General features: G+C 66.9%; 20 protein-coding genes. 10 read left to right on the top strand and 10 right to left on the bottom strand.

Annotated elements, in window-relative coordinates; all coding sequences use genetic code 11:
* The first annotated feature begins 224 nt into the window (after positions 1 to 224).
* From ACHQ4I_RS23040 to ACHQ4I_RS23005, 8 genes are all read left to right on the top strand, one after another.
* Positions 225 to 3,572, top strand: coding sequence for a UvrD-helicase domain-containing protein (locus tag ACHQ4I_RS23040; protein WP_420773870.1), 3,348 nt, complete (start codon positions 225 to 227; stop codon positions 3,570 to 3,572).
* On the top strand, positions 3,569 to 5,464 hold the full coding sequence (recD, locus tag ACHQ4I_RS23035; protein WP_420773869.1) for an exodeoxyribonuclease V subunit alpha: 1,896 nt from the start codon (positions 3,569 to 3,571) through the stop codon (positions 5,462 to 5,464). Before ACHQ4I_RS23040 ends, recD begins: the two co-directional genes overlap by 4 nt.
* A 136-nt stretch (positions 5,465 to 5,600) precedes the next feature.
* On the top strand, positions 5,601 to 6,080 hold the full coding sequence (locus tag ACHQ4I_RS23030) for an RNA polymerase sigma factor (protein WP_420773868.1): 480 nt from the start codon (positions 5,601 to 5,603) through the stop codon (positions 6,078 to 6,080).
* Positions 6,080 to 6,694, top strand: coding sequence for a methylated-DNA--[protein]-cysteine S-methyltransferase (locus ACHQ4I_RS23025; protein ID WP_420773867.1), 615 nt, complete (start codon positions 6,080 to 6,082; stop codon positions 6,692 to 6,694). The genes ACHQ4I_RS23030 and ACHQ4I_RS23025 overlap by 1 nt, the downstream gene beginning before the upstream one ends.
* Before the next feature lie 11 nt (positions 6,695 to 6,705).
* Positions 6,706 to 7,425 carry a 2OG-Fe(II) oxygenase gene (locus ACHQ4I_RS23020; RefSeq protein ID WP_420774182.1) on the top strand — a complete coding sequence of 240 codons (720 nt, stop codon included), beginning with the start codon at positions 6,706 to 6,708 and terminating at the stop codon, positions 7,423 to 7,425.
* Position 7,426: 1 nt separating this feature from the next.
* On the top strand, positions 7,427 to 7,681 hold the full coding sequence (locus ACHQ4I_RS23015; protein ID WP_420773866.1) for an Ada metal-binding domain-containing protein: 255 nt from the start codon (positions 7,427 to 7,429) through the stop codon (positions 7,679 to 7,681).
* Positions 7,682 to 7,743: 62 nt separating this feature from the next.
* Positions 7,744 to 8,253, top strand: a complete 510-nt coding sequence (locus tag ACHQ4I_RS23010) for a methylated-DNA--[protein]-cysteine S-methyltransferase (protein WP_420773865.1) — start codon at positions 7,744 to 7,746, stop codon at positions 8,251 to 8,253.
* Positions 8,254 to 8,307: 54 nt separating this feature from the next.
* Positions 8,308 to 8,820, top strand: a complete 513-nt coding sequence (locus tag ACHQ4I_RS23005; protein WP_420773864.1) for a mycothiol transferase — start codon at positions 8,308 to 8,310, stop codon at positions 8,818 to 8,820.
* A 2-nt stretch (positions 8,821 to 8,822) separates the two neighbouring features.
* On the opposite strand, the gene ACHQ4I_RS23000 is transcribed toward ACHQ4I_RS23005, so the two are convergent.
* Positions 8,823 to 9,389, bottom strand: a complete 567-nt coding sequence (locus ACHQ4I_RS23000) for a TetR/AcrR family transcriptional regulator (protein ID WP_420773863.1) — start codon at positions 9,387 to 9,389, stop codon at positions 8,823 to 8,825.
* Positions 9,390 to 9,529: 140 nt separating this feature from the next.
* On the opposite strand from ACHQ4I_RS23000, the gene ACHQ4I_RS22995 reads away from it, so the two are divergent.
* Both ACHQ4I_RS22995 and ACHQ4I_RS22990 read left to right on the top strand, forming a co-directional pair.
* Positions 9,530 to 9,817: an antibiotic biosynthesis monooxygenase gene (locus ACHQ4I_RS22995; protein WP_420773862.1), complete on the top strand. Its 288-nt coding sequence runs from the start codon at positions 9,530 to 9,532 to the stop codon at positions 9,815 to 9,817.
* 33 nt (positions 9,818 to 9,850) lie between these two features.
* Entirely contained in the window at positions 9,851 to 10,444 is a 594-nt protein-coding gene (locus ACHQ4I_RS22990) for a DUF2867 domain-containing protein (protein WP_420773861.1), read from the top strand.
* A gap of 285 nt (positions 10,445 to 10,729) precedes the next feature.
* Here ACHQ4I_RS22990 and ACHQ4I_RS22985 read toward each other — a convergent pair whose 3' ends face one another.
* The 9 genes from ACHQ4I_RS22985 to ACHQ4I_RS22945 form a co-directional block, all read right to left on the bottom strand.
* Positions 10,730 to 11,308: a DUF3558 domain-containing protein gene (locus tag ACHQ4I_RS22985; RefSeq protein ID WP_420773860.1), complete on the bottom strand. Its 579-nt coding sequence runs from the start codon at positions 11,306 to 11,308 to the stop codon at positions 10,730 to 10,732.
* Positions 11,305 to 11,694, bottom strand: coding sequence for a hypothetical protein (locus tag ACHQ4I_RS22980; RefSeq protein WP_420773859.1), 390 nt, complete (start codon positions 11,692 to 11,694; stop codon positions 11,305 to 11,307). Before ACHQ4I_RS22980 ends, ACHQ4I_RS22985 begins: the two co-directional genes overlap by 4 nt.
* A 114-nt stretch (positions 11,695 to 11,808) precedes the next feature.
* A complete protein-coding gene (locus ACHQ4I_RS22975; protein ID WP_420773858.1) occupies positions 11,809 to 13,929 on the bottom strand; it encodes an MMPL family transporter in 2,121 nt (706 codons plus the stop codon).
* Positions 13,926 to 15,116, bottom strand: coding sequence for a peptide synthetase (locus ACHQ4I_RS22970; protein ID WP_420773857.1), 1,191 nt, complete (start codon positions 15,114 to 15,116; stop codon positions 13,926 to 13,928). The genes ACHQ4I_RS22975 and ACHQ4I_RS22970 overlap by 4 nt, the downstream gene beginning before the upstream one ends.
* A 14-nt stretch (positions 15,117 to 15,130) precedes the next feature.
* Positions 15,131 to 16,177, bottom strand: coding sequence for an NAD-dependent epimerase/dehydratase family protein (locus tag ACHQ4I_RS22965; RefSeq protein ID WP_420773856.1), 1,047 nt, complete (start codon positions 16,175 to 16,177; stop codon positions 15,131 to 15,133).
* Positions 16,174 to 16,470, bottom strand: a complete 297-nt coding sequence (locus ACHQ4I_RS22960; RefSeq protein ID WP_420773855.1) for a hypothetical protein — start codon at positions 16,468 to 16,470, stop codon at positions 16,174 to 16,176. The genes ACHQ4I_RS22965 and ACHQ4I_RS22960 overlap by 4 nt, the downstream gene beginning before the upstream one ends.
* On the bottom strand, positions 16,467 to 18,140 hold the full coding sequence (locus ACHQ4I_RS22955; RefSeq protein WP_420773854.1) for a fatty acid CoA ligase family protein: 1,674 nt from the start codon (positions 18,138 to 18,140) through the stop codon (positions 16,467 to 16,469). Before ACHQ4I_RS22955 ends, ACHQ4I_RS22960 begins: the two co-directional genes overlap by 4 nt.
* The gene (locus ACHQ4I_RS22950) at positions 18,137 to 19,051 is read right to left on the bottom strand and encodes a hypothetical protein (RefSeq protein ID WP_420773853.1); all 915 of its coding nucleotides are present in this window, start codon (positions 19,049 to 19,051) and stop codon (positions 18,137 to 18,139) included. Before ACHQ4I_RS22950 ends, ACHQ4I_RS22955 begins: the two co-directional genes overlap by 4 nt.
* An 8-nt stretch (positions 19,052 to 19,059) precedes the next feature.
* Complete coding sequence (locus ACHQ4I_RS22945) at positions 19,060 to 20,109, bottom strand: 3-oxoacyl-ACP synthase III family protein (protein ID WP_420773852.1); 1,050 nt, start codon at positions 20,107 to 20,109, stop codon at positions 19,060 to 19,062.
* Positions 20,110 to 20,323: the final 214 nt, after the last annotated feature.

Genomic DNA, 20,323 nt, shown 5'->3' with positions numbered 1-20,323 from the left:
GATGATCATGAGCCGCATCGAGACGGCGTCACCCAGAGCGATCCGGGCCGGTTCGCCGGGCGTGGCGAGTTGTCTGCCGCCGAGAGCGACATCGCGTCGGCGCGCCTAACGGACAGTCGGGGGTGGCAGGGGGACGGTGGAGCAGTCGGCGGGCGTGGAGAAAGGGTGTTGCTCATGAGCAGTGCGCGCACCGGATTCGCCATGCTCGGAAAGGGGTGGCGGGCATGACCATTGAGGACACCGCGGTCACCGCACCGTCATTGGATGCCGACCGATTCGATCCGAATGGGGCGCTGCCGACGGGGACGACCGTGCTCGAGGCGAGTGCGGGGACCGGTAAGACGCATGCGATCGTCGGGTTGGCGGTGCGGTATGTGGCCGAGATCGGGATCGATATTTCGCAGCTTTTGCTGGTGACGTTCAGTCGGGCCGCGACGCAGGAGTTGCGGGAGCGGACGCGGGATCGGTTCGTCGCGGTGGCGGCGGCACTGGCCGATCCGGAGGCCGCTCGGGCCAACGGTGATGAGTTGATTCGTCTTGTCGCGCGGGCGGATTCGGCGCAGGTCCAGCAGCGCAGGCGGCGTTTGCTCACGGCGCTTTCGGATTTCGATGCGGGAACCATCGCGACGACGCACAGTTTCTGTCAGAGGATGCTCGATGAGCTCGGGTTGGCGGGGGAGCATGATCCCGGGTCCCGGTTGGTCGAGACGATCGATGATCTGATCGGGACCGTCGCCGATGACCTCTACCTGAACCGGTATGCCCGTGCCGAGCCGCCGTTCTCACTGAAGGAGGCGCACACCCTGGCAGTGGCGGCGGTGCAGGATCGGCATGCGGTATTGGTTCCGAAAGGCGAGGGACCGGCGGGGGAGCGCGTCGCGTTCGCCGCCGCCGTCCGAGCGGAGACCGAGCGCCGCAAGCGCCTGGCCGGTTTGCGCGACTTCGACGATCTGCTGGTGCTGTTGCACGATGTGCTGGCCGATCCGGAGCATGGTCCGCGAGCCTGCCGTCGCATCCGTGACCGGTATCGGGTCGCGCTGGTGGACGAATTCCAGGACACCGACCCGTTGCAGTGGGACATCCTGCGGCTGGCGTTCCACGGGCATTCGACCCTGGTCCTCGTCGGCGATCCGAAGCAGGCCATCTACGCATTTCGCGGCGCGGAGGTGCTCAGCTATCTCGATGCCGTCGCACACGCCGATACCCGCAAGGAGCTCACCGAGAACTGGCGCAGCGACGCGGGACTGCTCGCCGCACTGGATCACCTCCAGGGCGGTGCGGCCTTGGGACACAAGGAGATTACCGTTTACCCGGTCGCGGCGACCCGCGGGTGGTCGCGGCTGTCCGGCCCGGCGGAACTGACGACACCGCTGCGGATGCGGTGTCTGCCGCGCACCGGTGCCGGCCCCTTGAACAAGTCGGGATTCCCGGCGGTCGGTCGGATGCGCGCGAAGGTCGCCGACGATCTCGCGGCGGATATCGTGCGCCTGCTGGAATCGGAGGTGCTGTTCGAGGCCAAGACCGGACCGAGGCCGATCGGACCCGGCGATATCGCGGTGCTGGTGCGGACGCGCTCCCAAATCGACGTGGTGCGAACGGCTTTGGACCGGGTCGGCGTCGCCTCCGTACTCGCCGGTGGTACCAGCGTTTTCGGCACCAGCAGTGCGACGGACTGGCTCTGGCTGTTGCGAGCACTCGAACAGCCGCATCGCTCCGACCGAGTACGACTGGCCGCCTGCACGCCGCTGCTCGGCGTAACCGCCGCCGAAATCGATAGCGGTGGTGCCGATCTGGTCGGGCGCATCAGCGCCCAACTGCGGGAGGCGGCCCGGCTGTTCGCCCGCGCTGGCTTCGCCGCGGTCTTCGAAAAGATCTCCGCCGAAGCGAATCTGGCGCAGCGGCTGCTCTCGGTCGAGAACGGCGAACGGGAGCTGACCGATCTACGGCATATCGCCCAGCTGCTGGACCAGGTCGCGCTGACCGAAGGTCTCGGCCTCACCGCGCTGACCCGCTGGCTCGCCGACCGGGTGCGCGATCCGGCCTCGGGATCGGTCGCCGACCGCAGCCGCCGTCTGGACCGCGATGCGGCCGCCGTGCAGATCGCCACCGTGCACGCCAGCAAGGGTCTCGAATTCCCCGTCGTCTACCTGCCTTTCGCCTGGGACAACGCGAAGAACCCGTATCCGCAGACCCTGCTCTTCCACACCGACGACGGCGCGCGCGTCCTCGACGTCGGCGGCCAGGACGCCTCCGGCTACGGCGAGCGCAAGCTGCGCAGCGAAACCGAGGAGGCGGGTGAGGAACTGCGACTCCTCTACGTCGCGCTCACCCGCGCGATGTGTCAGATCATCGCCTGGTGGGCACCGGCCATCACCACGGCCAATGCGCCGCTGCACCGGATGATCCTCGGCCGCCCGGACGGCGGCGATCTCGTGCCGAGCAAGGCGGCGGTGCCCGCGGATGCCGTTGCGGTATCCATGCTTTCGGCCTGGGCGGCCGGTGCGCCGGAGGCCATTTCGGTCGAGGGCGTCGACGGCACCGATGCGGTCGAGATCCGCCGGGTGCGCACCGAACTCCCAACGGGGGCCCTCGCTGCGGCACACTTCGCGCGCACCATGGACCTGCAGTGGCGGCGCACCTCCTATTCGGCATTGACCGCGGGTGCGCATGACGCGGCGATCCCGGAAGTCGAGCCCGAGGATGAACGCGGCCCGTCCGACGAACCCGGCGCACCGCTCCTGGTCGAAGCCGAACCTGCCGTATCCGATGCGGCCCCGTCACTGATGAACGCACTGCCCTACGGCGCGGAATTCGGCACCCTCGTACACGGGGTGCTCGAGCGAATCGATACGGACGCAACGGATCTCGCCACCGAGGTGCACACCCGCTGCCGAGAAGCGACCGCAGAGCTGATGGCCGAGGCCGATCCGATGGTCCTGGGCAACGCCCTGCTCGCGGTCCTGCGCACCCCACTCGGATTCGGCTGTCTCGCCGACATTTCCGGCCGCGACAAACTCAACGAACTCGAATTCGAACTCCCACTCGCGGGCGGCGACGTCCCGGGCGCGCACACGGTCACCCTGCGCCGCATCGCCGACCTGTTGCGTACCTACCTCCCGGCCGACGATTCCTTGTCCAGCTACGCCGACCAACTCGCGGCCCTGGACGACGCCCCACTGCGCGGTTACCTCACCGGCAGCATCGACGCCGTCCTGCGCATCATCGAAAATCCGGGTGCCGAACCACGATTCGTGATCGTCGACTACAAAACCAACCGACTCGGCACCGGCGACCTCACCGTCGACCACTACACCCATGACCGCATGGCCGCCGAAATGCTGCGCTCCCACTACCCCCTGCAGGCACTGCTCTACGCGGTCGCCCTGCACCGTTACCTGCGGTGGCGGCTACCCGCATACGAGCCCGCGCGGCACCTCGGCGGTGCCCGCTACCTCTTCGTCCGGGGCATGATCGGCCCCGAAACACCCACGGGCTGTGGTGTTTTCGACTGGAATCCACCTGCCGTGCTGATCGTCGCATTGTCCGACCTACTCGCGGGGGAGGACCGATGACCTCGATTCAGTTGGCGCAGCGGGGAACCGGACTGCTGCGCATGTTCAACGAGGCCGGAGTGCTCTCCGCCGCCGATGTGCACGTCGCACTTCGATTGGGCCGCATGGGCCGGGAAGCCTCCGAGGAGGTGTTGTTCGCGGCGGCGCTGGCGGTGCGGGCGGTGCGGTCGGGTTCGGTGTGCCTGGAACTGCACCGCATGCGCGAGATCGGTGTCGATGCCGACGAAACCTGGGATGCCGGTGCGGGTATCGACCCGGCGACGCTGCCGTGGCCCGATATCGATGCCGTCGTCACCGCGCTGCGCGTGAGCCCGTTGGTGTGCGGGGGACCGGCTGGTCCATTGCAGCCTTTGCGCCTGGTCGATGCGCAGGCCACCCAGGGCCCTCTGCTGTATCTGGATCGGTACTACCAGCAGGAGCAGACGATCCGCCGCGTACTCACCGAACGCTCCGGACACCATCCCAAGGTGGATCCCGCCATCGTGCGCCGCGAGCTCGACCGGCTCTTCGACACCCCGGTCGGTGCGGCCCCGGATCGCCAGCGCATCGCCGCCGCGCTCGCGGCCACACATTGGACCACTGTGGTCGCGGGCGGCCCCGGCACCGGTAAAACCCACACCATCGCCCGCATCCTGGCCCTGCTCGACGCGCACCAGAAGGCGCATCCGAAGCTGCCCGCACTGCGCATCGCCATGGCCGCGCCCACCGGCAAGGCGGCCGCGCGACTGCAGGAAGCGGTGCGCGAACAGGCCGACGCCCTCGCACTGCCGGAGCTCACCGCCGCCACCCTGCACCGCCTGCTCGGCTGGCAGCGTGGCCGGGCGACGCGGTTCCGGTATCACGAATTCAATCGGCTGCCCTATGACGTGATCGTCGTCGACGAAACCTCGATGGTGTCGCTGACCATGATGAGCAGCCTGCTGGCCGCTCTGCGCCCCGATACTCGCCTGGTGCTGGTCGGCGACCCGGATCAGCTCGCCTCGGTCGACGCGGGCGCAGTGCTCGCCGATCTCGTCGCGGGACCCGTTGTCGGTGAACCGAATCCGGTCCTCGAGCAGGTGCTGGGTGCTGAATCGATTGCGGCCGACGGTAATCCGGAAGCTCTCACGAAAGCAGAGCGCACGCGTCTGCGCGGCGGCATCGTCCGATTGACCCGCGGTCGCCGATTCGGCGGCAAGATCGCCGAACTCGCGGTGGCGGTCCGCGCGGGCGACGCCGACACCGCGCTCGCATTACTGCGGGCAGGAGGCGAAGAACTCTCGCTCTGCACCCCGGACGCGACCGCGCCGGTCCGCGCCGATGTGGTGCGCGCCGCCCGCGAGGTGACCGCGGCGGCCCTCGACGGAAACGCCGCGGCCGCACTCACTGCCCTCGAATCCCATCGCCTGCTGTGCGCCCACCGCCAAGGCCCCTTCGGCGTCGAACGCTGGGACCGCATGGCCGCCGAATGGGCGGCAGCCGGCGGCGCGGGCCCGGACTCGCACCAGGCCCCGTGGTACCCGGGGCAACCGCTGCTGGTCACCGCCAACGACCATGAGGCCCGCATCTACAACGGCGACACCGGGGTGATCGTGCGCATGCCGGACGGCTCCCTGCGCGCGGCCCTGCAGCGCGGCAGCGAACCATATCTGGTGCACCCCACCCAATTTCCGGCCGTGGTCACCGTCTTCGCCATGACCATCCACCGCAGCCAGGGCAGCCAGTACGACACCGTCTCGGTCGTCCTGCCCGAACCCGAATCCACCCTGCTCACCAGGGAACTGCTGTACACGGCGATCACCCGCGCCCGCCGCCACGTCCGCATCATCGGTACCGACGACTCGATCCGCGCCGCCATCGACCGCCGCGTCCTGCGCGCCAGCGGCCTGTCCCGCACCCCCGCGCCACAATGATCTCCCGCGCACATATTGTCGCGCCGCGCAGGGTTTCGCCTGCCGAATTCGTGCGCGGCGAACACGGAGGTGCGCGCAGCGGCGACGCTGTGACCTGGGGATCTCACGTTTCCCGCGTCCCGGACGTCTACCCAGCGTGAGATTGCCTCCGTTCGAGGAAGTGGTGGCCGCGTACGGCCCGATGGTGTTGCGCGTCTGCCGTGCCGTGCTCGGTCCGACCGACGCGGCCGACGCGTGGTCGGAGACCTTCCTGTCCGCTCTGCGGGCCTATCCCGACCTCGACCCGACCACGAATCTCGAGGCATGGCTGGTCACCATCGCGCACCGGCGCGCGATCGATGTGGGGCGCGCTCTGACCCGCGCGCCCGTCCCCGCCGAAACCCTGCCCGAACGCGCGGCCCCCAACGCCGACCCGGCCGGTTACGATCCCGACCTCTGGGACGCTCTCGCCGAGCTGCCGCCCAAACAGCGCCAAGCGGTCGCCTACCACTACCTGGCCGGATTGCCACACGCCGAAATCGCCCAGCTGCTGGGCAATTCCACCGACGCCGCCCGCCGCGCCGCCGCGGACGGGCTCAAGACCTTACGCAAGCTCTACCCGAAGGATCGAACATGATGGCCACTATCGACCGGAATCCGGACGGCCTCTTCGACGGCCTGAATGCGAACTCCGCCGAGATCCTGTCCCAATTGCAGCGGCGGCTGGCCGCCGACGCGCAGGCCGCGGGTCTGCTCGATGTCGCTTACCGCACGCTGGACACCCCCGTGGGCACCCTGCTGCTCGCGGCCACAGCCGCGGGCCTGGTGCGGGTCGCCTACCCCAACGAGAACCACGACACCGTGCTCGCCACACTCGCCGAGCGGATCAGCCCCCGCGTCCTCGCCGCCCCGCCGCGCCTGGACGCCGTCGCCCGCGAGATCGACGAGTACTTCGCCGGTGCCAGAACACAATTCGACCTGCCGCTGGACCTGCGTCTCACCGTCGGATTCCGCCGCCAGGTGATCGAGCACCTGAGCGAAATCGGCTACGGACATCGCGAGAGCTACGCCGATGTCGCCGCGGCCGTCGGCAATCCGCGCGCCGTCCGCGCCGTCGGCTCGGCCTGCGCGCACAACCCGCTACCGGTGGTGATCCCGTGCCATCGGGTGGTGCGCAGCGACGGTTCGATCGGCCAGTACGTCGGCGGAATCGCCGCCAAGAACATCCTGCTCACACTCGAGGCGGCATGACCGGAGACGCAATGAAAACCCGTGCCGCACTGGAAGAACGAGTCGACGAGCAACCGTGGAGCGAGCTGCTGGAGGAGATCGACGCCTACGGCTGCGCCCAGACGGGGCCGCTGCTGACCCCGGACGAATGCGCCGAATTCACCGCGATGTGGGACGACCTGGCCCGCTTCCGGTCGACGATCGATATGGCCCGCTACCGGTTCGGCCAGGGCACCTACCGCTACTTCGCCGATCCGGTTCCTGCACCGATCATGCGGCTGCGCAGGACCTTCTATCGCAAACTGCTGCCCATCGCCCGCACCTGGGCCGACCGACTCGGCGACCCGGCCCCGTGGCCCGACGATTTCGACGACTGGCTCGACGCCTGCCACGCCGCGGGCCAGACCAAACCGACACCAATTCTATTGCGCTACACCGAAGGTGACTGGAACGCCCTGCACCGCGACCTCTACGGTGAGCTCGTATTCCCGCTCCAGGTCGTCATCGGCCTGGACCGCCCCGGCATCGATCACACCGGCGGCGAATTCCTGCTGGTCGAACAACGCCCACGCGCCCAATCGAAACCCACCGTCACCATCCTGGAGCAGGGCCACGCCCTCGTCTTCACCACCCGGGACCGACCGACGCCGTCCGCCCGCGGCTGGTCGCGCGCACCGATCCGCCACGGCGTCAGCCGAATTCGCAGCGGCCAACGCCACACCCTCGGCCTGGTCCTGCACGACGCCGAATGAGATGTACATCCTGACCGACGCCGACGACCGCCCGTATCCGAGCCCCACTCCGGGCCGATACGGCGGCCACCGGCGCGGCAAACTCTACGGCCGCCTCGACTGCCCCTCCGCCCTGCGAGCCCTGGCCCGCGGCCACTACCGCGCCCACCGAGTCTTCTTCGCCGATGAAGAAACCGCCATCGCCGCCGGTTACCGCCCCTGCGCTGTCTGCCTCCCCGCCGCGTATGCGATATGGAAAGCCGCCTGCGGCAAGTGATCTCACGTTTCATCGCAGCGGAGCGTCTACCTGATGAAGGCTCGACAGAAAGGAGCAACATCATGTCCGACATCTCCACCGCACGCTTGGTGCACGGCTCGCCCCTGGGCAACCTGCTGATCGAGGCGAACCCGGCCGGTGTCACGCGAGTCGCGTTCACCGACATGCCGCCCACCGAACCGATCGGCGAAAACCATACGGCGCGTGAACATCTCGAAGCTGCCGCAGACCAAATCGACGAATACCTCACCGGCGAACGCCAACAGTTCTGTGTCGCAATGGATCTGACGGGTATGAGCGAATTCGACCGCGAGGTCCTGCGGACGCTCGCGGCGACCACGGGATACGGCCGGACCACCACCTACGGAGCCCTGACCCGGCAACTCGGCCGCACCCCCGCCGACGCCCGCAAGGTCGGCGGCGCACTCGCGCGCAATCGCCTGCTGATCCTGCTCCCATGCCACCGCGTCCTCGGCGCCGATGGAGCCCTGACCGGCTATGCCGGGGGGCTGCCAGCCAAGCGGGCCCTGCTCGACCTCGAATCGGCTGACCTGCTGCTACCGCTCGGCTGACACGTCGAGGCGGATCTGGGAATATCAGCGCCCGCGGTGTGATTGCATGGGGTCATGACGAGCGCTGAGTTGTTGGTCGATGCATTCGGTCGGGTGCGGGAGAACGTGCACGGCGCGGTCGAGGGACTGCGGCAGGACGAGTTGGCGGCTCGGATCGATCCGGACGCCAACTCCATCGCCTGGCTGATCTGGCACCTGACGCGAGTCCAAGATGATCACGTCGCGGATGTCGCGGGTCGCGAACAGGTGTGGACGGCGGCGGGCTGGGTCAAGCGGTTCGAACTGCCCTTCGATGATGCGGAAACCGGATACGGGCACGGCGCCGCGGAGGTCGCCGAACTCGGCCGGATTTCGGCCGATCTGCTGTTGGGCTACTACGACGCGGTACACGCACAGACGGTCGACTATGTCTCCGGACTCACCGATGCCGACCTGCCCCGCGTCGTCGATACCCGCTGGGACCCGCCGGTCACCCTGGGCGTCCGGCTGATCAGCGTCGTCGACGACGATATCCAGCACTCCGGCCAGGCCGCCTTCATTCGCGGAGTTCTACTGCGCCGCAGGTAGTTTCAATGATCGTCCGGCGTCCGCCCGAACAGCAGGTCGGCGGCGCGCACGACCACCTCCTGGCGGGTGCGGTCGTTGTGGTCGGCGGCGAGGAAATGTTTGCCGACGGCCAAACAGAACGCGAGCAAGGCGCGGGCCTCGATTTCGTCCGGATCCGAGCAGATTTTGCCGAACAGTTCGCGCGCGTACTCCATGCGCTGGTTGTCCACCCGGCGTAGCCGTTCGGCGACCGCCGGGTCGCGGCGGGCCCAGTCGCGGATGGCGAGGTCGATGGGCAGGCGGTCGTCGGAGAAGGTGAGCAGGCCCGCGCGCCGGATCTTGGTCTGCGGGTCGCCGCCCTCGCGCTCGACCTGAGCGCGGACCTCATCGGTGTATTCGCGTTCCCAGGTGTCGAGCATTTCCGCCAGCAGTGCGTTGCGGTCGGCGAAGTGTCCGTAGAAGCCGCCCTTGGTGACTCCGAGCGCCTGCGCCAGGCTCTCGACGCGGACGGCATCCGGACCGCCGGTCGACAGCGCCAGCAGACCCTGCTCGATCCAGCTGCTTCGTGGGGTGCGAGTGACGGCAACCATACCTTCAGTATCGCCGACGGTGTTGACACCGCCGCGCCGCCGGTTACGATCGAAGTATACGGCAGCGTATATTTGAAAGCCGTTGTTGCATCAGTGAATTGCGAGGGCAATGGTGTCCTCGCCAATGAGAGGGGACCGTGATGACGGTCGGATTCGTCGCCTTCCACTACCCGCGACCCGAGCATTTCGACGACTTCGTCGCGCGGGTGCACAAGGTCGGGGCGGTCCTGCGATCGGTGCCCGGATGCCTGTCCGCGGACTCCTGGGTCACCACCGACGGTGACGACGCGGTGGTTTCGACGGGGCAGTGGGAGTCCGAGGAAGCGTTCGCGGCATCGTTCGCCGCGGTCGCGGCGGCCGAGGTAGATGTCACCTTCGACGAGCGCGAACACCGTCCCCGCCAGATCTACAAACTCGCCGCCCGGTAGCGCGCGATGGATGATCGAGATGGAGGCAGAACAATGCGGCTCCCGGAATCCGCGCACACCTCCCGGCCCTGGCGGATCCACGACATCGCGCCCGATTTCCGGGTCGAGGATGTGTGGGCATTGCCGACACCGGGCGGTCCCGACGACTTCCCGCGGCTGGTGCGGCAGATGACCTCGGGCAATGACTCGAGTGAATTCTCCGTCGTCTATCGCGCACTTTTCGCGATCCGCTGGAAACTCGGTGCGCTACTCGGCTGGGATAAGGCGGATGCGGGGATCGGCGGACGAGTTCCGTCGCTGCGTGATCGACTGCCCGCAGATCTGCGGGCATTACCTGGGCCGGTCTCCGCCGGCGGGCCGTTCCGCTCCGTCTACTGCACCGACAGCGAGTTTGCGGCCGAGATCGCCAACCGAACGATGCACGGGGTGATGCATGTCGGCTGGGTGCGCGACGAAACCGGTGGCTATCACGGCCAAATGGCCGTCCTGGTGAAACCCGATGGTCCACTCGGGAAGCTGTACATGGCGGCGATCCTGCCGTTTCGGTACCTGCTGGTGTATCCGGCGCTGATGCGTGGCATCGGGCGCAGGTGGCAGACGCGGACCGGCGATCCGGTTGCGGGATAACCGGATTCGACCGAACTAGGCGCTCGCCGGGCGTGGCTGATAGCGGACTGGATCCAGCTGTGCCGCAGCCGATTTCGGTACTCTGTCGGCGTCCGGGCGAGTGTCTTACGCATCAGGAAACAGGTTTCGGTCGCGCCGAGAAGGCTGGCGGCGGTGATGATCCAGTCCAGGTCCCCGTCCGGATGGAGCAGGTCTTGGCGTGGGTCTTGGTCCACATGGCGGCGATGTGCTCAAGGGTGGCGGCCGGGCCGGTTGGCGGAGGCGGCAATGACGGTAAGGCTCTGATCAGGTGCTTTGCGGTATGAGCGGGACGACGGCCTCGGCGATTTCGGTGACATTGTCGCAGGGGGAGAGCTTGCGGGGGTGCAGGCCGCGGGGGTCGTCTACCAGGATGTAGAGGGAGCCGGATTTCATGTCGATATTGACGGTGCAGCCGCCAGGGACGTCCGGGTGCGCCTCGTAGCGCAGGGCCTTGCGGGCGCCGATGGTGAATTCGGTTGCGGTGGGGAACTTTTCGCGAACCTGGGCGAGGGTGCCATTGGTCGTTTGGACGCCGAACGTGTAGCGCGCCTGCGCAAGGTAGGCGCAGCCTTTCCATGTGAACGCACCGGTGGTGGTCTGCTTGTGCTCCGGAGCTCGGGCATCCCACTGGTGCTCGGCCAGGAATTGCGGTGTCAACGCGGTGCAGGGATCGAACGCGGTAGCGGTGGCGCTGGGCGATGCGGCCGACGTCGACGCCGCCGGTGTGGTGCTCTGTGGGGTCGGTGAACCCTTGTCGCTGGTGCATGCGGCGAGCAGAGCCAGCGCGGTCGCCGACACCGCCGCGCAGAGCAGCGTTCGCTCGTGCTGCGATCGGTTGTTCATACGCGGATCTCGCGCAGTTGACGAGCGAACTCGGCGTCGGACTGCTCGTAGGCGTCGCGAATGGTCTTGAACAGGCTCTGGATCTCCGCGGCGACCGTAATGTAGTCGCCGATGATGTCGTAGGCGTTGTTCGGGCCGCCGAAGGCCTTCTCCCGGAACAACTTCACCAGCTCGATGGCGGAAGTGAGCCGGGGGTTGCTCTCGCCGAGTCCCCACGATTCCTTTTCGCCGAGCGACCGGGCGTCGAGTTGCGCGACCGTCAGCTCATCGATCAAGTTCTGACAAGCCACATCGATATCAACGAACGCCTGCGGTTCCATCCGCACCTTCAGCGCCCCGGTCTTCGCATCCTCGATATACCCGCCGAACGGGCTGTCAACAGCCATAGCGGTCACCCCTTCCACTAGTCCCGTCTGATCATAGAGACGCACGCGCCGACGAGACGGTTCCATCGAAACACAGATCCACCGACCCGGGCGTGTTCCCCGACCAACCGAAACTCAGGAAGCCGATGGCGCGCGCTCCTTCTCGACAACCGTGACAACCGGCCGTGACGGCCGACCAATACCGGGCAGCCACCAATTCGCCCGCCCCATCAGCTTGACCAGCGCGGGCACCAACAGCATCCGAACGAGCGTCGCGTCCACCACGAGGGCGATGATCATGCCGATGCCCAGGAACCGCATCGGCGTCAACGGTGACAGCGTGAACGCGCCCGTCACCAGCACGAGCAATGTGGCGGCCGCGGTGATCACGCGCGCGGTCTTCACCGTGCCGATACGCACCGCCCCGGCCGTGTCGGCGCCGGCGTTGTGCGCCTCGACCATCCGTGAGAGCAGGAAAACCTCGTAGTCGGTGGACAATCCGAAGACCACCGACACGATCAGCACCACCATGCCCGCCGCGAGCGGACCCGGGCTGATGCCGAGCGGCCCGGACAGGTGACCGTCACAGAAGACCCAGGTCAGGATGCCGAAGGTGGCGGCGAGACTGAGAAACGCCATGGCAACGGCCTTGAGCGGCAATACGATCGAGCGGAATGCCGCCAGTAGCAGCACCACGGTCGCGGCAACCATGGCCAGCACCATCCACGGCATGCGCGACACGATCGAATCGACACTGTCCACGGTCGCCGCGGTATCCCCGCCGACCTGAAGTGCCGTCGCCGCAGGAGGATGCAGATCGCGAATCGCCTCGACCGCGGCCGTGGCGGTCGCGCTGCGATCCGGTGCCGTCAAAAACGCGTGCAGCACAACGAAATCCTCGTCGCGCCCGACCTGGAGCACCTGGCGCACTCCGGCGACCGCGCCGATTTCTCGGGTGGCGGTTTCGACCGCCGCCACATTGGGCGCAGTTCCGTCGATACCGCGCAGCACCGCGGTAATGCCGCTGCTCGCGGCGGGAAACTGTGCGGTGAGCTCCTCGACGGTTGTCCGCATCGCATTGCCAGCGGGCAGCGCGCGATGGTCGACATCGCCCAGTTTCAGTCCGAAAAGCGGTGTGGCGAGGGCGAGTAGCAGGGCAGCGACAACCACGCTCACTATCCCCGGCCGACGTAGCACCCCGTCCACCACGCGGCCCCAGAAGCGTTCGGTCCGTTCCTTTGTCCCGGCCTGCCCGATGCGGGCGCCGAACAGCGCCAGCATCGCGGGCAGCACCGTGAGCGACAGTGCGGCAGCCAATGCCACCGCCGCGATCGCACCGAACCCCAACGATCGCAGCACCGCTTGCGGATATACGAACGTCCCCGCGAACGCGCAGATCAGCAATAGCGCGGAGAATGCGACGGTGCGCCCCGCGGTGGCGCAGGTCCGTTCGATCGCCGTCGCGATATCGCGCCCCTCGGCGACCTCCTCGCGGAATCGAGTCACCAGGAACAGGCCGTAGTCGATGGCCATCCCGAGCCCGAGCAGTGAGGCGATATTCAGCGCGAACGTGCTCACCTCGGTGAATTCGGTCAATACCCGGATCGCGCCCATCGAACCGAGTACGGCGAGCAGTCCGACGGCCACCGGCAGTGCGGCGGCGACGGCTCCGCCGAACAGCAACACCAGGATCAGCAGCGTGAGCGGCAGTGAAATCGATTCCGCGACAATGAGATCGTGCTCGGATTGGTGGTTGATGGCATCGGCCAGCGCACTGTAACCGGATAACTGGGTGTCGATTCCCGGAACCCGCAGTCCCGCTTCGATTTCCGGGTAGGCGTGCATGCGGGCGTTATCGTCGCCCGCGGTGAACACCACGGCGAGGGCCTGCCGGTTATCGGCCGAGTGCAGCAAGCCCTTGCGAGGCGGCACACTGTTCCAGTAGGTCTCGATGGGGCGAGCCAGCAGCGTCGGATCGATCCGGCCGAGCGCCTGTCGCACGCGCGGGCCGAGCTCGTCCAGCGTCTGCCCATCCGGCACCGTGTAGAGCGCGACCACATCCGGGTTCTGCGGCCCGAAGTGCTGTCGCACCAGCCGATCGACCATTGTCGATTCGCTGTGTGGATCGCTGTACCCACCGACGCTGACGCGGTCGGCGGTGCCCATGCTCAGCAGGCCGAGCAGCAGGATCGCACCGACGACAACGGCCAGCACCGCGCGTGGGTGTGCGCCGACGAAACGTGCCCAGGTCGTCATAGCGTCACGTTCGACAGATCGTGCTCGAGTGTGGTGGCAATGTGATCCAGCAGCGACTCCAGCCGCGCCTCGACCCCTTCGCCATTGCGGCACGACACCGTGATATCGGTGGTCCCGCCGTACTCCACGATGCCGAACAGCAGCGGCATGATCCCGGTGTGCTGCGGCAGCACCCGAACCGCGGTGGCGGTGAAATTCGGCCAGCTGAGCTCGTTGAGTTCGAACCTGCCGGTGTGTGAGAGGGTGGCCGACACGATATTTCGGTCCAACCGCGACCCGGCCCAGTTGGCGGCGCGCAGCACTGCCCGCACGGCGAACGGCGGGAAGTGTGAAAGTCCGCCGTTGTCCAGCTGATTCAGCTCGCGGTTCTGCTGCAGCCCGAGGCGCTTCTCCGCGTTGATGACCCGCCAATCGTCACCCGGCTCGACATCGAGGAACAAGGGCAGTGCGAGGTTCGCGGTGGAGCGCAGATGCGGTGTGTGCCGTCGCATGTCGACGGGAATCAAGAATCGGGACTTGGCTCCTGCCTTTGTCGCCAGCATGGCTGCCACCCGGGCGACGGTGCCCTTACCGGTCATGGGGATGGACCGATTCCGCAGCAGCCAGGGCGATGCCGCGCGATCCTGGCGGCCGCCTCCGACCGCCGATGGGAACACCGGGAGAACGAGAGTCGGCTTGCCCGGCGCACCCATGCGCGCGACGACATCGGCGTCGGTGATGGGATCGGTTGCGCCGAGAGGCTGCTCGCCGCGCAACACCCGGAACACATCCATGACCCACATGCGCACGCCCATACCGTCCATCGCGCCGTGGAAGACGCGGAACACGATGGTGACCGGATCGCCCGTCAGCACCAGCACCTCGCAGGTGCGGTCCGGAGTCGGCCCGATCGGGCTGTTGAGGATCGGATCATCCTCCAGCGCAGGATAATTCAGCGCACCGCCGGCCACGATCCGCACCACGGCCGGGTTGCCGCTGTCGACCCAGTCCTTGCCGTCGCGGACCAGCCGGGACCCGGGATTCGCGGCCGACGCGATATCCACGGCCCGCTGCAATTCGGCCGCGTCGACCGTGCCCGCGCCATGGATCGCGAGTTGCATCAGGAACGGGGGAGACAACTCGCGGGTCGAGAAGTACAGGCGCTCGGTCGGCGAGATCGGGCGACGAAAGACGGTTTCGGTGCTCATGATTGCCTCCGGAGTCATCGCAATGCCTTGGTGAGTTCGACAATGCCGCCCTGTATTTCGAGCCAGTCCTTGAATTCCGCGATGCCGGTATCGCGATCGACGACGGGCAGGTAGCCGAAATCGCGTGCCGCCGCACCGGTGTCATAGGTGGCGCTGCGGGTCATCAGCGCCACGACATAGCGCGACAGCGGGGGCGACCACCGGGTCGCGATGGCAGGGACCTGCCACACCGTTTCGATGACGCGCACCAACCCGTTCACCACGCGCGGATTCGGCTTCCTGGTCGGGGGCCGATAGCCGAGATCCGTTGCCACCTCGCCGAGGAACCGCCACACATCGGTCTGCTCGGCATCGGCGATGAAATACGCCTTGCCGCCCACCGCGTCGGAGTCGAGCACCTTGACGCAGGCGTCGACGATATTCTCGACATGGCATAGCGAGGCGAAGACATCGCGTCCGAACGAGAGGTCCGGCAGCTTGCCCACGGCCGTCCGGCCGAGCAGCCGCACGATCGGTCCGGACCGATCACCCGCTCCCCAGATCGCCCGCGGCCGCAGTGCGCACGTGGTGAATCCCGGTGCGTCCGCGGCGAGTACGACACGCTCGGCGGCCGCCTTGGTCTCGGAGTAGAGGTTCAGGTAGCGCCGCGGATACGGCACCGATTCGTCGATATCGAGCTGATCGCCGCCGTCGTAGTCCATCAGTGCGCTGGGGCTGGAGATGAAGACGAAACGCGAAGCGCCGCCGCGCCGAGCGGAATCCAGCAGTCGCTCGGTGGCCCAGACGTTCTCGTCCCAGAACTGCTCTCGGGTACCGCGCTCGTCGACCCGTGCGGCACTGTGGACTACGACATCGACACCATTGGTGGCTCGTGCCAGCGACAGTCCGTCGGCAAGATCGCCGTGCACCACCTGGACTTGGTCGACGGCCGCGCCGAGATCGGCCAGATTGCTGGTGCGCCGCACCAGGATTGCGACATCGTGTTCGCCATCGCGGACGAGTCGGCGCACCAGCGCACCGCCGAGAAACCCCGAAGCGCCGGTTACCAGTACCTTGCTCATAGCGTCTCCTCTACGCCGATGCGCTCCCGACCGGGCTGGGTGCGCCACCAGGTCATTCCGAAGATCTGGGTCAGCACCGCCGTCTCGACCGGGGATCGACCCGAACCCTGCGCCGCCCGCAACGCCGCCGGGATCTGCGCCGCGTGCACCACGAAGCTCAGAAATGCGTCGATCCACCAAATGCCACGCAGGGCCCGGCTTTCCGGGACCCGATCCGTCGCGGCCGCGGCGACGCCAGCCGCCAAATAGAGCCAACCCAGTACGGGAATCGCCCGCAGCACGGTCGATTTCATCTGACCGCTCCGAGTTGTCGGGTCGCCCAAACCGACAACTGCTCGCGCCCGATCTTGGCGTTGTGTCGGATATCAACCGGGAACTTCGGGTGCACCAGGAAGTCGGTGATCGTCCTGGTCAATTCGGACTCGGCCGCACGGGCTCGCAGTGCTGTCCGGACGGACGCCGCATCCCCATCCGCGTCCAATTCCACACACAGGACGGGCCGCTGAGCACCCCGCTCACCGACTCCGACCAGCGCCGTGCGAGCAACGCCCGCAACGGTATTGAAGATCTGCTCGACCTGAACGGTGAACATCGGCCCGTGCGCGGTGCCGACCCGCTGACTCTTGCGCCCGCAGAACCAGATCCGCCCCTGCTCATCGATCCAGGCCAGATCGCCGGTGCGATGCCAGATCACCGCGCCATCGATGATCTTGCCCTGCGCGTTCGCCTGCTCCGGCCAGTAGTAGTGCGTGCTGACATTCGGCCCGGATACCACGAGTTCGCCTATGCCACGAGAGCCTTCGAGTTCACCAGCGATCTCCTCGGCGCGCTGCCAGGTCGGAATCGGCTCGTCGGTAATGGCGACGATCCTGGCCTGCACCCGATCCGCGGGCCGCCCGATGCAGGTACCGGCACCGCGGTGGGTGCGCTCGACCAAACCATCGAACAGTTCCCGCGATTCGATGGTCGACATCGGCAACGCCTCGGTGGAGCCGTACCCCGCATAAACCTGGGCGTCCTCGCGCAGCACCGCGCGCAGCCCGGCGATACACCAGTCGGGGACCGGAGCGCCGCCGGAGTAGATGCTGCTCAATGACTTCAGCTCCGTCGGCCGCTGTTCGAGACGGCGCAGCAGCGGGATCAGCACGGCGGGCGAGGCGAACATGGTGCGCACCTCGAACCGTTCGACCGCATCCACGATATCCGCGGGATCGGTCGACCCGACCTGACTCGGGATCAGCGGCGGCAGCACACACCGCGCCCCGAGCAGCAGATCGAGAATGCCCACCAGCGGCAGCGTGATCAGCGAGGTCTCCGGTGCGACATGCCCGCGCGCCGCGTGGACCTGTTCGATCATGGCGGCGAGGTTCCCGTGGGTCATCTCGACCGCCTTGGCGGGACCGGTACTTCCGGTGGTGAACCCGATCACCAGCAGATCGCCGTCGGGGGCTGGTTTGCGAAGGGGCGCGACCCCGGCAGGTGTGGTACCCCAATCCCGCAGTCTCGCACCGCCCCAGAACCAGCGCTTGCCGACGGTGACGGTGGTGCGGACCCGGCGGAAGCTGCGCCGGAACAACATTCGTAGCGCATGCGCCTGCGGTATCCCGATGAACGCCTCGGCCTCCACGGCCCGCAAGCAGCGCAACATCTTTCGCACACCCATGCCGGGATCGATGACCACCGGCACCGCACCGATCTTCAACAGCCCGAACATCACCGCGTACAGCTCCGGGCCCGGCAGTACGAGAACGATGGTGCGCGTGCCGGTTCCGACACCGGAGGCGGTCAACCGCTCGGCGATGGTGTCGGACCACCGGTCGAGCTCGCGGTAGGTGATCGTGCGGTAGTCGGGCAGGCCTTGGGGATTGCGCCCCTGCGGGAAGATCACCGCCGCGCGATCCGGTTCCGCGCGCGCGAACGCGCGGAACCGGTCGATGGGCTGCCAGTAGGTCAGCGTCGTCACGCGGGCGTCCCCGCGAGAACCGGCAATCGGTAGAGCGCGGCCCCGGCCGATGGGCCGGCACCCGCCGCCACGAACAGCACGTGGGTGTGCGCACCGAACGAACACTCGCTGATCGCCCGGTCATAGGCCAGTGGCAGGGCGGCGGTATGCGGATCACCCTCGGACAGGTCGGCGGTGCGGACCGAATTCGCCGCGATGCCAAGGGTTTCCGCGAGCCGAACCGGGAATTCGGCGCTCGGGGTCGAGGCGATCAGCACCGTGCTCGACAGGTCGGTGTGCCCGGCCTCGGCGAGCGCGGCCCGCGCGGCTTCGGCGGCCACTTCCAACAGTGTGTCCTCGAAGCCGGGTTCGCGGACCACCGTCATCAGACCGCGCCCGACCGTACCCATGGTCGTGGTGTCGACGAACGACTCCACCGCTGGCGTACCAGCGCCCCTGGCGATATGCACCCGGCCGAATCCGACGGGCTCGTCGGTGTGCTCCAGCAGCAGTGCGGCTCCCGAAGTGGCATAAGGGAATTCGTCATCGGCCGCCGAACGGGTGAGTGACGGATGGGTATCCCCGGACACGATCAGCACATGCTCGGCGCTGCCGGTCTGCAATACCGACGTGGCCACCTGGACCGCGTTGAGTACGCCGACCGCGCCGTTCATCAGGTCGAAGGAGAAGGTCCGCGGATCGTCCTTGCCGTACTCGAGCCCGATGCCCGCCGCCTTCTGGATCAATGCGGAGACGGCCGGTTCGACGGTATTGGAATCACGGAAGATCCCGGCGTTGATGAACACCCCGACCTGGTCGGGACGCACACCCACCCGCTCCAGGCTTTCGCGCGCCGCGCGAGCGCTGTGCTCGACAATGCTGTGGGTGTCCTTCGCCCGGCTGGTTCCGGTGGATTTGATGCGCACGCCCATGGCTGACCTCAGACCTTCAGGGAGGAGATGGTGGTGGACAGGAAGCCGGTCACGACGCCGGAGGCCGCCGGAACCATCAGCAACTTGGTCCCGGACGGCAGTTTCTGATCGCTGAGCTGATCGTGCAGCACGATGAAATGCGAAGTGGTGGAGGTATTTCCGTACTTCTCGATGACCCGCAGATCCGGCGGCATCGGCACACCGAACTCGCGCTCGCCGATCGCGGCCAGCCACGGCAGCGCGGCCGCACCGAACTGGTGGTGAATGACGTAGTCGAACTTCTCGTCGGCGAAGGTCTTGCCGCGCGCCTCCAGATAGTTGCGCTGGGTGTCGGTCCACAGCACGAACCGATCCTCGTTGTGCATCTTGCGGTTATCGGTGTATAGCGCGACGCCCTGGGATTTATCGCTCGGCATGCCGATGCACAGGTGCGAATGCTCCGAGGCGGTCATCAACTCGATGTAGTGGATCTTGTCGGCATCGTCGACCGCCTGGTCGAGCACGATCGCGCAACCGGAATCACCGACCGAAAGTGAGGCGAATTGCAGATCGTATTTCTCGGAAATCTCGTTCACCGCGGTATCGGCAATGGGAGTAATTGCCTCGCCGCTCACCACCATGCCATTGCGCACCGCACCGGAGCGGATCATCCGATCCAGAATATAAGTGCCGGTCAACATTCCTGCGCAAGCATTGGAAATATCGAAGGTAATGGCTTTATCGGCGCCGAGTTGTTTGCCGATCGAGGAGGCGAACGACGGCTCCATGTACATCCGGGTGCCGTTCCTGCTGCGCGTGATGGAGGTCGAGATGATCACGTCGAGATCCGCGGCGGCATACTGTGACCTGGAAAGACAGTCCTCTGCCGCCTTGATGGCGAGTGCGAAGGAGTCCTCGTAGGTGTCCGGTCGGGTGTCGTGGACGCGGCGTTCTCGAACTCCCGTGATCCGTTCGAGATCGAACGACGGGGGTTCGGCCAGCCTGGAGATCAGCTCCTCGGTAGAGACGATATTCGAGGGGAGATACGCGCCGATGGATTCGAACCGAGAATGCGACACTTGCGCTCCTGGAAATCGTTGATGAATACGGTTCCGGATCGTCTCTGATCTTCGGTGCGACCGAACGCTACCGGACGGTAACCAGTAATGGGTATGCACAATTTGGCGGGAAACCTTCTGAGACAGCCGGGCTTTCGCGGCTAAGCTGGGGTGATGCGCGATCGATGTGAGTGACCTCACTGTGCTCCGCCCGCTTGAGAACCGGTCGGTTTTG

The sequence above is a fragment of the Nocardia nepalensis genome (assembly GCF_048910785.1).
GTDB lineage: Bacteria > Actinomycetota > Actinomycetes > Mycobacteriales > Mycobacteriaceae > Nocardia > Nocardia nepalensis.
Note: the sequence above shows the minus strand (reverse complement) of the source record. Positions and strands in the feature narration are given on the sequence as shown.